Here is a 14,462-nt window from a genome sequence, read left to right as displayed (position 1 = left end):
TATTGCGGGTTGCCGCTTGTGGTCAGAAATAGCTGTTGACGAGGTGCTCCAGGCGCTCCTGTTGCGCCGAGCGCGGTTGCGGCTCCAGGCTGCGCGCCTCGACCTCGCGCGCCAGGTCTTCGAGCGAACGCCGCCCTTGCAGGATGGCGCGGCCGTTGTCACTGTCCCAGCCGGCATAACGGTCCTGGACGTGGCGTGGCAGCGCGCCGTGGTTCAGCATGCGCTCGGCCACCAGCAGCGCGCGCGCGCACAGGTCCATGGCGGTGGCGTGGGCCCATACCAAGTCATCCGGATCGATGGACTGGCGGCGCAGCTTGGCATCGAAATTCAGCCCGCCCTGCCCGATGCCGCCAGCCTTGAGCACCTCATACATCGTCAGCGCGACCTGGGGCAGATTGTTGGGGAACTGGTCGGTGTCCCAGCCCAGCATTTCGTCGCCGCGGTTCATGTCCAATGAGCCGAAGATGCCCAGCGCCCCCGCCAGCGCGATCTCGTGTTCGAAGGTGTGGCCTGCCAGCAGCGCGTGGTTCTGCTCCAGGTTGACCTTCACTTCTTTCTCCAGTCCATGGGCCTTCAAGAAGCCGTAGACCGTGCCCACGTCGTAGTCGTACTGGTGCTTGGTCGGTTCCGCGGGTTTGGGTTCGATCAGGATCTGGCCCTTGAAGCCGATCTTGTGCTTGTGCTCCACCACCAGGTTCAGGAAGCGGCCGAGCTGGGCCAGCTCACGCTTCAGGTCGGTGTTGAGCAAGGTCTCATAGCCTTCGCGTCCACCCCAGAGCACGTAGTTGGCACCTCCGAGTTCATGCGTGAGTTCCAGCACGTTCTTCACCTGGGCCGCGGCGTACATGAAGACCTCGGGGTCCGGGTTGGTGGCCGCGCCGGCCATGTAGCGCCGGTTCGAGAACAGGTTGGCCGTGCCCCAGAGCAGGCGCACGCCGGTGTCCTGCATCTTGCGGGCGAACACCTCGCCAATGCGGCGCACGTTGGCGTTGGATTCGGCCAGCGTGGCGCCTTCGGGCGCGATGTCCCGGTCGTGGAAGGTGAAGAACGGCGCGTCGACCAGGCGAAACAGGTCAAAGGCCACCTCGGCCTTGAGCTCGGCCTGCGCCATCGGATCGCCGGCCGCGTGCCAGGGCCGCCGGAAGCTCGGTTCACCGAAGGGATCGGTGCCGCCCCAGCCGAAGCTGTGCCAGTAGCAGACGGCGAAGCGCAACTGCTCCTCCATGGTCTTGCCCAGCACCACGCGCTTCTTGTCGTAGTAGCGGTAGGCCAGAGGCTCTTGCGCGCTGGGCACGAAGTCCGGGCCCCGGTAGGCCAGGGTTTGCGGGAAGCTGAAGTACGCGGTGCGCCGCGCGCCCGAGGGTTCGTTTTTCATGCGGGTTCCGTGGTCGTGGGAAGAGAAGATGGCAAAGCCGATGCTGGCGCAGGCAGTTGCCGCAGCCGTCCGTAGAGCTGTTGCCACTGTTCGAAGGCACCGTCATGCCGGTGCGCCGCGTGCCCATCGGGCAGGTAGGAACGCTGGCGCGGCGGCTTGCTGAAGAGGCGTCCGCCGTCGGCCGCCACGCGTGCGAGCCTCGCCGCGCCGAGCGCGCAGCCATGCTGGGAGCCGGCCACCTGGTGCAGGGGCAGGCCCAGCACGTCGGCCAGCGTCTGGTTCCATAGATCGGAACGTGCCCCACCGCCGATGAGGTCCGCCTCGGTGATGCGGGTGCCTGCGGCCGCGAGCGCGTCGCGCATGTCGCGAAAGGCGTAGGCCACCCCGGTGAGGACCGCGCGTGTCATGTCGACACGCCGTGTGCTGGCCGACAGATGGACGAATCCGCCGCGCAGCAGCGCGTCGTTGTGCGGCGTGCGTTCACCCGACAAGTAGGGGGCGAACCAGCAAGCCCCCTCGCCCGCGCTGTTCATGTTTGTGTCCGCCTCGACTTCCCGCAGCAGATCGGCTTCGGAACATGCACTGACACCGGCCCACCAGGACAGGCTGGCCGCTGCCGAGAGCATCACGCCCATCTGGTGCCAGGTGCCGGGCACGGCGTGGCAAAAGGCATGCACGCCGCGGTCGGGCGCGGGCGCGAAGCCGGCTGTGGTGGCCCACAACACACCCGAGGTGCCGAGTGACAGAAAGGCGTCGCCCGGTGTGACTGCGCCGACACCGACCGCCCCGGCTGCGTTGTCCCCTGCGCCACCGGCCAGTACCGGGGCTTGTTCAAAGCCCCAGCGCGCCACCCATTCGGCGCGCAAGCGCCCCGTCGGCACCGTGCCTTCGACCAGGCGTGGCATGTGCCGCTCGTCGAGCCCGCAGGCCGCCAGCAACGGCGCGCTCCAGGCCCGGGCACCGACGTCCAGCCACAGGGTGCCCGAGGCGTCCGACATGTCTTCGGCGTACTCACCGCAGAGCTGCCAGCGCAGCCAAGCCTTGGGCAGCAAGACCCTGGCCACCCGCGCATACACCTCGGGTTCGTGCTGGCGCACCCAGAGCAGCTTGGGCGCGGTGAAGCCCGGCATGGCCGGGTTGCCGGCGCGCTGGCGCAGTTGCAATTCAGGCCGCTCCAACTCGGCACACTGGGCTTCGCTGCGACCATCGTTCCAGAGGATGCAAGGGCGCAGCACTGCGTCATCGGCGCCCAGCAGCGTGGCGCCGTGCATCTGGCCTGACAGGCCGATGGCCCGCACGGCCGCCAGGGCACGCGGATGCTCGGCCTTGAGTGCGTCCAGGCAGTCGCAGGTGGCGCGCCACCAGTCGGCCGGATCCTGTTCGGACCAACCGGGGTGCGGGCGACTGATCGTCAGCGGCGCGCTCGCCACGGCGACCTGCCGCTCGTCCTCAAGCAGCAGCGCCTTGACGCCGGAGGTGCCCAGATCAATGCCCAGCGTGATCATGGCAAGTTGTCCTTCACGTAGACATCGATGCGAATCCGTTCCTGGTCGGCGTGCAACGGCTCATGCGTCACACGCGCCAGCGCCTGGCGCAGCGCTGAACGGATTTCATGCCCCGCGTCCTGGTTGATCACGGCGGCCAGGGTGCCATCCAGCAGATCGGCGCGCGTGCCTGGTGTGAGCTCATGCCCCACGAACACCACGTCCCGCGCGCGGCCTTCGGCCTTGAGGGCCAGGGATATCCCTTTGCTCGCGCCGATGCAATAGATGGCGCGCAACTGCGGGTGTTCGCTCAGCAGCCGGCGCGCGAGTGACTCGTTGAGCGCAGGGGTGTCCTTGCCTTGCAGGGTGGGGAGCACCGTGAGTTGCGGGTATTCGGCTGACATGACCTGGTTGAAGCCCAGGTTGCGCTCCGCGTGATCACGCAAGGACAGGCTACCGGCGATCACGCCCACCTCCCCCGCCACGTGACCTACAAACCGACCGATCAGGGTGGCCGCCGTGCGCCCAGCGGCCACGTTATCGATGCCGACATACACATGCCGAAGTGAACGTGGCACGTCGGAGACCAGGGTGATCACGCCGCAACCATGCGCGACGAGTTCATCGATGGCGCTTTGCACCAGCGGATGGTCCAGGCCCATCACCACGACGGTTTCGCAACGGTCCTGCAGGGAGCGCAGCAGATCGGCCAGCCGCTGGGGCTCAAAGACATCCACGTTCAGCGTCTCGGCACTGGCGCGGTGATCCTCCAACCATGGCCGGCTGGCGTGCAGCTCGGACTGCAGCTGTGCCACAAAGGGGTTGTCCCCCGAAGGCAGCACAAAACACACCCGGTGCGAGCGCGTGCGTGCCAAGCGTGCAGCCGCAGGGTCAGGGCGGTAGTTCAAGCGCGCCACCGCCTCGTGCACGCGGGCAATGGACTTGGCGTGGACCCCGGCGCGATGGTTCAGCACGCGGTCCGCGGTGGCCAGGCTGACCTGGGCTTCGCGCGCCACGTCGCTGAGCGTGGCGCGCCCGGGGACAGCATCCGATTTGACTGACATGGCGAAATTTTGAGGTTCGAACCTCAAAATCACGATCGGGGTTTACGCGATGAAATAGAGTTGATTTTCAAGCGTTATGAAGGATGAAGAGATTCTTCAAGGAGAAAAATGAGGTTCGCAAGTCAGCATCATGATGCTGCGGCAATAGGACTGACCGGCAGGCCAATCACATCGCGGCATGGCGCTTGCAGAAATGACAAGCCCCATCCAACGCCAGCCATCCCGAGCGCGGAACTATGTTGGCTCGGTCAGCACCATCAGGACGTCGGCATACCAGGCGCAGTTGAGTCCGAGCGACTCGTCTTGGACCTGATCTCGGGTCCGCATGTCCATGCGCGTGGAATGCACCCCAAGCAACTGCCAGGTCGCTAGCGACGAACTGCCACCTTGGCCGCTCCTGCGGCGCAGCACGGGCGCGCCGCTGCTGCCGCGGTGCGTCCTGGCGTCGGTCAGGAAATAGCCCTGCTGCTGGAAGCGCACCCCATACGCGGAAGCGATCGATGCGCTGCGGGCAACGGCCAGGTGATGCACCGTGTCATGGAACCCCAGCGGAAAGCCGATGACCATGAGCGCGTCCCCGATGGCCACGTCTTCTTCCTCGCAAGCCAGGTGCGCGGTGTCGAAGGCCTGCAGCACCGCGCCTGCGGGCAGGCGGTCGGCCTGGAGTTCGATGACCGCGACATCCACCGGACCGGCCGTGTCGGTGGTCTCCCGCCACAGCGCCAGGCCGTTGCCGTACAGCGGTATCGAGAAAGTCGCGTATTGCCGCAGATCGCTGTCATCGGTATGCAACTCGATCTCGATGCGGTCCGGAAGATGGACGCTCGGCTCGTCGAGAAAGACATGCCGGTTCGTCACCAGGAACAGGCGCTCGTCGCGGCAAAAGAAAAACCCGCTGGCACCTGTCGACAGATGCGATCCCCGGAAGGTTCGGATATGCGTCGTCGCCAACAGCACCGCCTCGACCGCGTGGCGCGAATCCGGCACCCGCTGGGGCGACAGCGTGCCGGCCAGCACCGCGCGTGTCCTGACCACGTCGCGCTCGAACGCAGCCATCACATGGTCCGACATGGTGGTGTTCAGCATGACGGTTCGCGCCGCCTCGGCATGCGCTTCGAACGAACGCGTCAGTGCGGCGTGCGCGGTCGGCGGCAGCGTTTCCAGCAGCGCCGGTAGCAAGGCGTCCAGGGCGACCAGGCTGCCTTTGAGCTCGCAGATGCGCTCCGTGGCTTCCTGCAGATTCTTCATGGCACATGCGCCTTCCCAAAAAAAGAAGCGCGGACAAGCCGCGCTTCGAGCCATCGGTGCAAACCGAGTGGCTGGACCCGTTGGCCCGATGGGGCCCTCAGGTCTGCAGGCGCATCAGCTCACTGCACGAATGTTGGAGGCTTGTGGGCCCTTGGCACCCTCGGTGACCTCGAACTGCACATGCTGGTTCTCGGTCAAGGTCTTGAAGCCGCCGCCCTGGATTTCACGGAAGTGGGCAAAGAGGTCCTTGCCACCTTGATCGGGGGCGATGAAGCCAAAGCCCTTGCCTTCGTTGAACCATTTCACGGTTCCGGTCTGTGTCGTCATGGTGATTTCCTTTCGAAGTTTCCAGAACGCAAAAGCGCGCCCGGGGAAGAGACGCCAAGAAAATCATCGAGGGAAGTTTGACACGGCCGCCGGAAGAATCCGGGGAAGCGAATAAAGACCGAGGCAATGATGGCCTTGCACATTTCAACGAAGCCATAGTACACCTTATGCGGCTTGCGTGCGCGTTTTCCGAACTTATGTTTTTCGGGATGGTCCATCGCTGGGGTCGCGAAACCCATGGCCGCGATGGTGCTTGGATGGTCGCAGCGTGGCCAGGCCCTGCTTCACCGCCACGCGCGAATCGATCATCCGACGTGCTGCTCCGCCCGGACACCGGGGCCGATTAGGAGTAGCGTGCAAGAAACTGTCGGACTGGATACCCATGAATGCTTTGCTGTCTCGCATCTTCGCTCCGTGCAGAGCGCCTCCTTTCTGGATGGACCAGGCACCTGTTCGCGAGGAACTCTTCGGGGCCGATCGGCTTGAACAGCATGCCAAGAGCCTGGCCTTGGCCCAGCCCGTGGCCTCCAGGCCTTTGCCGGTTCCCTCATTGCACCGACGGCTGGATGCCAATGCGCGGGTGCTGCTCCTCGCCTATCGCACCAGCGCGAACGAACTCGAAGCGGGGCGACGTGGGGTACCGGCTGCCGAATGGCTGCTCGACAACTACCATCTGATCGAGCAGCAGATCCGTGAAATCCGTGCCGATCTGCCAGCCAACTACTACCGGCAGTTGCCCAAGTTGACGACGGGTCCGTTCGTCGGTTACCCCCGCGTCTTCGGGATCGCCTGGGCCTTCGTCGCGCACACCGACAGCCACCTCGACACCGACATCCTGAGACGGTTCATCGTTTCCTACCAGCAGGTCGAAGCACTGACCATCGGCGAGCTGTGGGCGGTTGCGATCACGCTGCGCATCGTGCTGATCGAAAACCTGCGTCGCCTTGCCGACCAGATCACGGCGGGCTGCGTGGCTCGCGCGGATGCGGACAGGCTTGCGAATCGCCTGATCGAAAGCAGCAGCGCGCGTGCCGCGCTCGAAGAAGACATCGCCTTGCGCTCGCCGCAGCCGCTGTCCGAGCTTTTCGCCGCGCAGTTGGCCAAGCGCTTGCGAGACCGGGATCCACTGGTGATGCCGGCGCTGGGATGGCTGGAAGAGCGGCTGGCCCAGCAAGGGGCCTCCATCGACGAGGTCGTCGCGCATGCGCAGCAACGCTTGGGCGCTTCCAACATCTCGGTGCGAAACGCGATCACCAGCCTGCGGCTGATCTCCGACATCGACTGGCAGGAATTTTTCGAGAGCGTCAGCCCGGTCGATGCCAAGTTGCGCGCGGGCAGCGCATTTGCGGCCATGGACTTCCCGACCCGCGACCGCTATCGCGGCGCGATCGAGCATCTGGCGCGTGGCTCGCCTTGCTCGGAGCTGGAAGTCGCCGAGCGGACCCTGCTGGCCGGGCGCACCGCGGGCGCCGCGCGCGTCGATGCACGCGAGCGGGCACGGGTCGAAGATCCTGGCTACCACCTGATTGCCGAAGGCCGCGTCGCCCTGGAGCAGGCCGTCGGCTACAGGCCCACGCTGCGCACGCGCATGGGCCGCTGGCCAGGCTTTCAGGGCATTGCCGCCTACGCCACCGCGATCACCGGGGTGACGGCCCTTCTGCTCGGGTTGGCCTGGGTGCTGGTCATCCTGCCGGCCATCGACGGCGGCCATGCCACCAGTCATGCCGGCGTTCTGGCGCTATGGCTGCTGGCCTTGCTGTTGCCGACATCGGAACTGGTGGCGTCGCTCGTCAACCGCCTGGTGGTCTGGCGCTTTGGCGCCGTGGCCCTGCCCGGCCTGGCGCTCGTGGAGGGCGTGCCGACGTCGCTGCGCACTCTGGTCGCCGTACCGACGCTGTTGACCGGAAAAGACGATCTCCTGGAGCAGGTCGAACGGCTGGAAGTCCACTATCTTTCCAGCGGTGGCGGTGACATCGTGCTGGCCCTGCTGACCGACGGCATGGATGCCGACCGCGAATGTCTGTCCTCGGACGAGGCGCTCCTGGCCGTCGCCGTCGAAGGCATCGCGGCGCTGAATCGGCGCCATGGTCCGGCGCCCGCGGGCCCGCGCTTCATGCTGCTGCACCGGCGCCGCATCTACAACGCGTCCGAAGGCGTGTGGATGGGCTGGGAGCGCAAGCGCGGCAAGCTGCATGAGCTCAACCGGCTGTTGCGCGGTGCGACCGACACCAGTTTCATGGCGTCCGGCGAAGCCCCGCTGGTGGTCCCGGATGGCGTGCGCTACGTGCTCTCGCTCGACGCCGACACGCGGCTGCCGCGCGACGCGGTGCTGAAACTGGTCGGAAAGATGGCCCACCCGCTGAGTCAGCCGCGTTTCGATGCCGGGTCACAGCGCGTCGTGGGGGGGTATGCCATTCTTCAGCCGCGCATCACGCCGTCGCTGCCCATGGGCCAGGAGGGGTCCGTGTACCAGCGGATATCGTCCAGTCCCGCCGGGATGGACCCCTACGCGACGGCGGTGTCGGACGTCTACCAGGATCTTTTCGGGGAAGGCTCCTTCACCGGCAAAGGCATTTACGACATCGACGCCTTCGAGGCATCGATGCGGGGCCGGGTGCCCGACAACACGATGCTGAGCCATGACCTGTTCGAGGGGGTCTTCGCGCGCGCCGGACTGACCACCGACGTCGAACTGATCGAGCAGGCGCCAGCGCGGTACGACGTCGCGGCCGCGCGCCAGCATCGCTGGACCCGGGGCGACTGGCAACTGCTGCCGTGGCTGTTCGGGCGCCAGGACGGCGTGCACGCCATTCCCCCCATCGGTCGCTGGAAGATGTTCGACAACCTGCGGCGCTCGCTGCAGGCGCCTTCTACGCTGCTGGCCCTGGTCTGCGCCTGGTTGCTGCCAGCGGCGGTGGCCCCCTGGGCCGTGCTGCTGGTGCTGGTTTGCGTCGGCTTTCCCATGCTGCTGCCCTTGCTGGTCGGCATCTGGCCGCGTCGCCCAGGCGCCCGCATGCGTCGCCACACCGGCGCATTCACGACCGACCTGAGGCTGGCCATGCTCCAACTGGGTCTGAATCTGGCCTTTCTGGTGGATCAGGCATGGCGCATGGGCGACGCCATCGCGCGCACCCTGGGGCGCCTGTTCGTCACGCGACGGCACCTGCTCGAATGGACGAGCAGCGCGCAGTCGGGCAAGCGCACCCGTCCTGGCCTGGCGGCTTGTTATCGCCAGATGGCCCCGGGCACGACGGTGGGCCTGGCGCTGGCGATCGGCGTGCTGGTAGCCGTGCCGGCGGCGACCGCCTTGCTCGTTTGGCCCTTCGCCTTGCTGTGGCTCGCCGCGCCGGCGCTGGCCTTGTGGTCCAGCAAGCCGCCCGCCTTGGCCCGGAGGCAGGCGCTGTGTCCGGCGGACATCCACGCCCTGCGCCTGACGGCCCGGCGCACCTGGCGTTACTTCGAAACCTGCGTGACCCCGGCGGACCACATGCTGCCGCCAGACAATTTCCAGGAAGACCCGCAGCCGGTGCTGGCGCGGCGCACCTCGCCCACCAACATCGGGCTCTATCTGCTGTCCACCGTGGCCGCGCGTGATTTCGGCTGGGCCGGCACGCTGGACACGGTCGAGCGCCTGGAGGCCACGCTGACCACCTTGCGTGGCTTGCCGCGGCACAGGGGCCACTTCTTCAACTGGTACGGTACCGCGGATCTTCGCGTGCTCGAACCTCCCTATGTCTCGTCCGTGGACAGTGGCAACCTGGCAGGCCATCTGGTGGCGCTGGCCAATGCCTGCGAGGAATGGCGCGATGGCGTGCCCTCGGCAGCGGCCAGGGTCGGCATGGACGACGCGCTGCAACTGGCACTCCAGGCCGTGGCCATGCTGCCCGAAGATGCGGGCGGACCCGCGGCTCGCTTGCGCATGCAGATGACCGACATGTTGGGGCAATTGCAAGGGCCGCGCAGTGTCGAGGCCATCGCGCCAGTGCTGGAACGCCTGGCCGCGAAAGCGGCCCACACCGCACGCAACTTGTGGCCGTCTCGGCAGGACGACGCGACGGACCTGGTGTTCTGGATCGACGCCGTGGGCCGCTCAGCTGCCTCGCATGCGCGAGATCGGCCGCAGGCGCAAAAACCGCAAGCGCTGGCCGACCGGCTGCAGTCGCTTGCCGATACGGCGCGCGAGATGGCGCTCGCCATGGACTTTGCCTTTCTCATGGACCCCGCGCGGCGTCTGCTGTCCATCGGTTATTCACTGGCCGACCAGCGGCTGGACACCGGCTGTTATGACTTGCTGGCTTCGGAGGCGCGCCTGGCCAGCCTGTTCGCCATCGCCAAGGGCGATGCACCGACACGGCACTGGTTCCGCCTCGGCCGTGCCGCCACCTCGATCGGCGGGAGGGCCGCGCTGATCTCCTGGTCCGGCTCCATGTTCGAGTACCTGATGCCCTCGCTGGTGATGCGCGCGCCCGCCGGCAGCCTGCTCGAACAGACCAACAGGCTGGTGGTGCAGCGGCAGGTGGACTACGGGCACTGCCTCGGCATCCCCTGGGGCATCTCGGAGTCGGCCTACAACGCCCGCGACCTGGAACTCACCTACCAGTACGCCAATTTCGGCGTGCCCGGCCTCGGGCTCAAGCGCGGTCTGGCCGAAGATCGGGTGGTGGCGCCTTATGCCACCAGCCTGGCGGCCATGGTGGATCCCGTGGCCGCCTGTCTCAACCACGTCCGTCTCGCCGCCTGGGGCGGGCTGGGCCGGCATGGCTATTGTGAGGCGCTTGACTTCACGCAGTCGCGCATCCCCGACGGCAAGAAAGTGGCGGTCGTGCGCAGCTACATGGCCCACCACCAGGGCATGACCATCGTGGCGCTGGCCAATGTCCTGATGGATGGCGTCATGCGCGCGCGCTTTCACCGAGAACCGATGATCCAGGCCTGCGAGCTTTTGCTGCAGGAGCGCATGCCGCGCGATGTGGTGGTCGAGCACCCGCGCGCCGAGGAAGTCAGAACCTTGCGTGAGGACATCAAGGTGCAGGCGCCGACGGCGCGCTACCTGTCCACCAACTTGACCGGCCCAGCGCCCATCACGCATCTGTTGTCCAACGGACGCTACAGCGTGATGCTGACCACGGCGGGCGGCGGCTACAGCCGCTGGCGAGGGCTGGCCGTGACACGCTGGCACGAGGACACGACCCGGGACTGCTGGGGATCCTTCGTCTATCTGCGCGACGTGCGCAGCGGGCAGGCCTGGTCCGCCAGTCCGCAACCGATGACCGCCCTTGCACGACCCGGCGAGGTGCTGTTCAGCGAGGACAAGGCGAGCTTCGTGCACCGCGACGGCAGCCTGAGCGCGACGCTGGACGTGCTGGTTTCCGGAGAGGATGACTGCGAGGTTCGACGCCTGTCACTGGCCAACGGCGGCTGGCGCGCGCGTGAACTGGATGTCACCTCGTATGCCGAGCTGGTGTTGGCCCCGCCTTCCGCCGACACGGCGCATCCTGCCTTCTCCAAGCTCTTCATGTTGACGGAATACCTGCCGGAATTCGGGGCCTTGATCGCGAGCCGCCGCCCACGCACGCCAGATGAACCGCGGATATGGGCCGCGCACTTCGCCGTCGTGGAAGGAAAAATCACGGCCGAGCCGCAGCATGAGTCCGATCGCGCCCGTTTTCTGGGCCGTGGCCGGGATGCGGCGTCAGCCTCCGCCATCCAGGACGGCCGGCCGCTGTCAAACACCGTGGGCTGCGTGCTGGATTCGGTGTTCTCTTTGCGCCAGCGCGTGCTGATCCCGCCGGGGGGAACGGCATCGATCGCGTTCTGGACCGTCGTCGCGCCGAGTCGGAACGAATTGCTGGATCTGATCGACCAGCACCATGACCGCAGCGCATTCGACCGGGCCGCCACGCTGGCCTGGACGCAGGCCCAGGTCCAGTTGCGGCATCTGGGCATGGGATCGGAAGAAGCGGCCGATTTCCAGCGCCTGGCGGCGCCAATCCTCTACACCGACCGGCGCCTGCGTGCCTCGCCGGAACTCCTCCGGCGGGAAGCCGGGGCACAGTCGGGCCTCTGGGCCCATGGGATCTCTGGCGACCTTCCCATCGTGCTGCTGCGCATCGACGACCTCGAGGACATCAACCAGGTGCGCCAGTTGCTGCGGGCCCATGAGTATTGGCACATGAAGCAACTCGCGGTCGATCTGGTGATCCTCAACGAACGCGCCGCCTCCTATGTGCAGGACTTGCAAGTCGCGATCGAGGCGTCCGTGCGCAGCAGTCCGTCGGGACGCCGCCTTGAGGAGGGTCTCGCGCAGGGAGTGGTCCACGCATTGCGCGCGGACCTGATCGGGCGTGTGGCCTGCGGCTTGCTGCGGTCGGCCGCGCGGGTCGAGCTCATCGCCCGTCACGGCCCCATCGCTGATGGACTGGCTCGTCTTCTTCCCGCTGAAATGAAAGACCCAGGCCGCCCCGCTCTGCCCGCGCCCCAGAGTTTGCCGTTGCTCACGGATACCGCTTCGGCGCAGCAGCCCTCCTCCGGGAATCTGGAGTTCTTCAATGGCCTCGGGGGGTTCGCGCACGGGGGCCGGGAGTACGTGGTGCATCTCTCGGCCGGAAAGACGACGCCCCAGCCCTGGATCAATGTGGTCGCCAATCCCGGCTTCGGATTCCAGGTGTCCGCCGAAGGCAGCAGCAGCACCTGGTGCGAGAACAGCCGCGAGAATCAGCTCACCCCTTGGTCGAACGACCCGGTGACCGATCCGTCCGGCGAGGCCTTTTTTGTGAAGGATCTTGAAAGCGGCATGGTGTGGTCGCCGACGGCGCAGCCCAGGCGCGACGGTGGAGACTACGAGGCACGGCATGGCTGGGGCTACAGCCGTTTCGCGCATGAGGCGCACGGCATCGCGCTCGAACTGCTGCAGTACGTGCCGCTGGACGACCCTGTGAAGATCTCGCGCATGACCTTGCGCAATCGATCGGGCCGGGCGCGCCGCCTGTCGGTGACGGTCTATGTCGAATGGGTATTGGGAACCTCACGGGGAGCCTCGGCGCCCGGCGTCGTCACCGCCCTGGACCCGGCCAGCGGCGCGATGCTGGTCCGCCGGCCCTGGGGTGTCGCTTTTCCGGGCCGGGTGGCCTTCGCCGACCTGGGCGGCCGGCAGACGACCTGGACAGGGGACCGTGCCGAGTTCCTGGGACGCCATGGCGGCCTGGGCGCGCCTGCGGCCCTGTTCCGGGAAGAGCCGCTTTGCGGCGCCACGGGGGCCGGCTTGGACCCGTGCACGGCCTTGCAATGTGTCGTGGAACTGGCCGCCGGCGAGTCGATCGAGCTACGCGCCCTGATGGGCCAAGGTGCTTCCGAGGAAGCCGCGAAAACCTTGATCGCCCGCTACCGGGCGGCAGACCTCGACGCCGTGCTGGCGGAGGTCACGAACTACTGGAAGCGCACGCTAGGCGCCGTTCAGGTCAAGACGCCCAACCGCGCCATGGACATCATGCTCAATGGCTGGCTGCTGTACCAGACCATCGCCTGCCGGCTGTGGGCGCGTTCGGCCTTCTACCAGGCCAGCGGCGCCTATGGGTTCCGGGACCAGTTGCAGGACGGCATGGCCCTGACCTTCGCGCAGCCCGAGGAGACGCGGCTACACCTGTTGCGCGCGGCGGGCCGCCAGTTCGTCGAGGGCGACGTCCAGCACTGGTGGATGCCCCACTCGGGCCAGGGGGTGCGAACCCGCATCTCGGACGATCGCGTCTGGCTGGCTTTCGCCGCCGCGACCTATGTCAACGCCACGCACGATGCCGCGGTGCTCGACGAGCCAGTCGCGTTCCTGGCCGGCCCGGCCCTGCAGGCGGGCGAGCACGATGCCTTCTTCCTGCCCACGGCCGCCGGACCAGCCGCCTCGCTGTTCGAGCACTGCGCGCGCGGTCTTGACCAGTGCATCGAACTCACCGGTGCCCTGGGCCTGCCGCTCATGGGCACGGGCGACTGGAACGATGGCATGAACCGGGTCGGCGCGGGCGGCCGAGGCGAAAGCGTGTGGCTTGCCTGGCTGCTGGTGCGCACGATTGCGTTGTTCGCACCGCTCGCGCAGGGTCGGGACGCGGCGCGCGTTGGCCGTTGGCGGGCTCATGCGGAATCCGTGCGTGCAGCCATCGAGCGCGAGGCCTGGGACGGCGCCTGGTACCGCCGCGCGACCTTCGACGACGGTAGCTGGCTGGGCGCCAGCGCCAATGAGGAGTGCCGCATCGACGCCATCGCCCAGGCATGGGCCGTGCTCAGTGGCACCGCCGACGCCGGACGCGCGGCCACGGCCATGGCATCACTGGCGCGGCATCTGATTCGCCCTGACGAAAAGCTGGCCCTGCTGCTGGCGCCGCCCTTCGACAAGACGGCGCGGGATCCGGGCTACATCAAGGGCTACCCACCGGGACTGCGCGAGAACGGCGGCCAGTACAGCCATGCGGCCATGTGGGCCGCCCTGGCGTTTACCCAGCTGGGTGACGGCGATCAGGCGACGACGCTGTTCGACCTCGTCAATCCCATCCATCACGCGCTGACGCCTGCGGCGGTCGCGCGTTACCAGGTCGAACCGTATGTGATGGCCGCCGACGTGTACGCCGTGGCACCCCATGTGGGACGGGGTGGATGGACCTGGTACACGGGCTCGGCCGGCTGGATGTACCGCGCGGGCATTGAGGGCATCCTGGGCCTGCGGCGCGAAGGAGACTGGCTGCGCCTCAGCCCCTGCTTGCCCTCAAGCTGGCCCGGCTTCGAGGCCACGTTGCGTGTGCTCTCGACCGAATGCGCGATCCAGGTGCGGCGTGCATCGGCCAGCGAAGAGGGCGGCATGCATGCCCTGCTGGACGGTGCGGCCGTTACCTGCGAACCGGGCGGCGTGCGCATCCGGCTCGATGGTGGATCACACCGTCTGGAGTTGCTTGTCTAGGTCGCCGCAGGTGGACATGGGACTGA

7 protein-coding genes are annotated in these 14,462 nt (G+C 67.1%); 1 reads left to right on the top strand and 6 read right to left on the bottom strand.

Annotated features, from left to right (window positions below):
* Window positions 1-22: 22 nt before the first annotated feature.
* The 6 genes from xylA to AZ34_RS18310 all read right to left on the bottom strand — a co-directional run bounded on the left by xylA (window position 23) and on the right by AZ34_RS18310 (window position 5,737).
* A complete protein-coding gene (gene xylA, locus AZ34_RS10055) occupies window positions 23-1,375 on the bottom strand; it encodes a xylose isomerase (protein ID WP_035607675.1) in 1,353 nt (450 codons plus the stop codon).
* Window positions 1,372-2,880, bottom strand: a complete 1,509-nt coding sequence (gene xylB / locus AZ34_RS10050; RefSeq protein WP_197026524.1) for a xylulokinase — start codon at window positions 2,878-2,880, stop codon at window positions 1,372-1,374. The genes xylA and xylB overlap by 4 nt, the downstream gene beginning before the upstream one ends.
* Entirely contained in the window at window positions 2,877-3,923 is a 1,047-nt protein-coding gene (locus AZ34_RS10045; RefSeq protein ID WP_035607671.1) for a LacI family DNA-binding transcriptional regulator, read from the bottom strand. Before AZ34_RS10045 ends, xylB begins: the two co-directional genes overlap by 4 nt.
* Window positions 3,924-4,157: 234 nt before the next feature.
* Entirely contained in the window at window positions 4,158-5,171 is a 1,014-nt protein-coding gene (locus AZ34_RS10040; RefSeq protein ID WP_081767165.1) for a trypsin-like serine peptidase, read from the bottom strand.
* Window positions 5,172-5,285: 114 nt separating this feature from the next.
* The gene (locus AZ34_RS10035) at window positions 5,286-5,498 is read right to left on the bottom strand and encodes a cold-shock protein (protein ID WP_035607668.1); all 213 of its coding nucleotides are present in this window, start codon (window positions 5,496-5,498) and stop codon (window positions 5,286-5,288) included.
* The gene (locus AZ34_RS18310; protein WP_155831775.1) at window positions 5,495-5,737 is read right to left on the bottom strand and encodes a hypothetical protein; all 243 of its coding nucleotides are present in this window, start codon (window positions 5,735-5,737) and stop codon (window positions 5,495-5,497) included. The genes AZ34_RS10035 and AZ34_RS18310 overlap by 4 nt, the downstream gene beginning before the upstream one ends.
* A 143-nt stretch (window positions 5,738-5,880) precedes the next feature.
* Here AZ34_RS18310 and AZ34_RS10030 point away from each other — a divergent pair, with 143 nt between their 5' ends.
* Window positions 5,881-14,436 (top strand): GH36-type glycosyl hydrolase domain-containing protein, encoded by an 8,556-nt coding sequence (locus tag AZ34_RS10030; RefSeq protein ID WP_035607665.1) that lies wholly within the window; start codon window positions 5,881-5,883, stop codon window positions 14,434-14,436.
* Window positions 14,437-14,462 lie beyond the last annotated feature (26 nt).

The sequence above is a fragment of the Hylemonella gracilis str. Niagara R genome (assembly GCF_000600295.1).
Lineage (GTDB): Bacteria > Pseudomonadota > Gammaproteobacteria > Burkholderiales > Burkholderiaceae_C > Hylemonella > Hylemonella gracilis_A.
Note: the sequence above shows the minus strand (reverse complement) of the source record. Positions and strands in the feature narration are given on the sequence as shown.

Coding starts and splice junctions, on each gene's coding strand:
- xylA (WP_035607675.1), bottom strand. CDS start 1,375: ATGAAAAACGAACCCTCGGGCGCGCGGCGCACCGCGTACTTCAGCTTC.
- xylB (WP_197026524.1), bottom strand. CDS start 2,880: ATGATCACGCTGGGCATTGATCTGGGCACCTCCGGCGTCAAGGCGCTG.
- AZ34_RS10045 (WP_035607671.1), bottom strand. CDS start 3,923: ATGTCAGTCAAATCGGATGCTGTCCCCGGGCGCGCCACGCTCAGCGAC.
- AZ34_RS10040 (WP_081767165.1), bottom strand. CDS start 5,171: ATGAAGAATCTGCAGGAAGCCACGGAGCGCATCTGCGAGCTCAAAGGC.
- AZ34_RS10035 (WP_035607668.1), bottom strand. CDS start 5,498: ATGACGACACAGACCGGAACCGTGAAATGGTTCAACGAAGGCAAGGGC.
- AZ34_RS18310 (WP_155831775.1), bottom strand. CDS start 5,737: ATGGGTTTCGCGACCCCAGCGATGGACCATCCCGAAAAACATAAGTTC.
- AZ34_RS10030 (WP_035607665.1), top strand. CDS start 5,881: ATGAATGCTTTGCTGTCTCGCATCTTCGCTCCGTGCAGAGCGCCTCCT.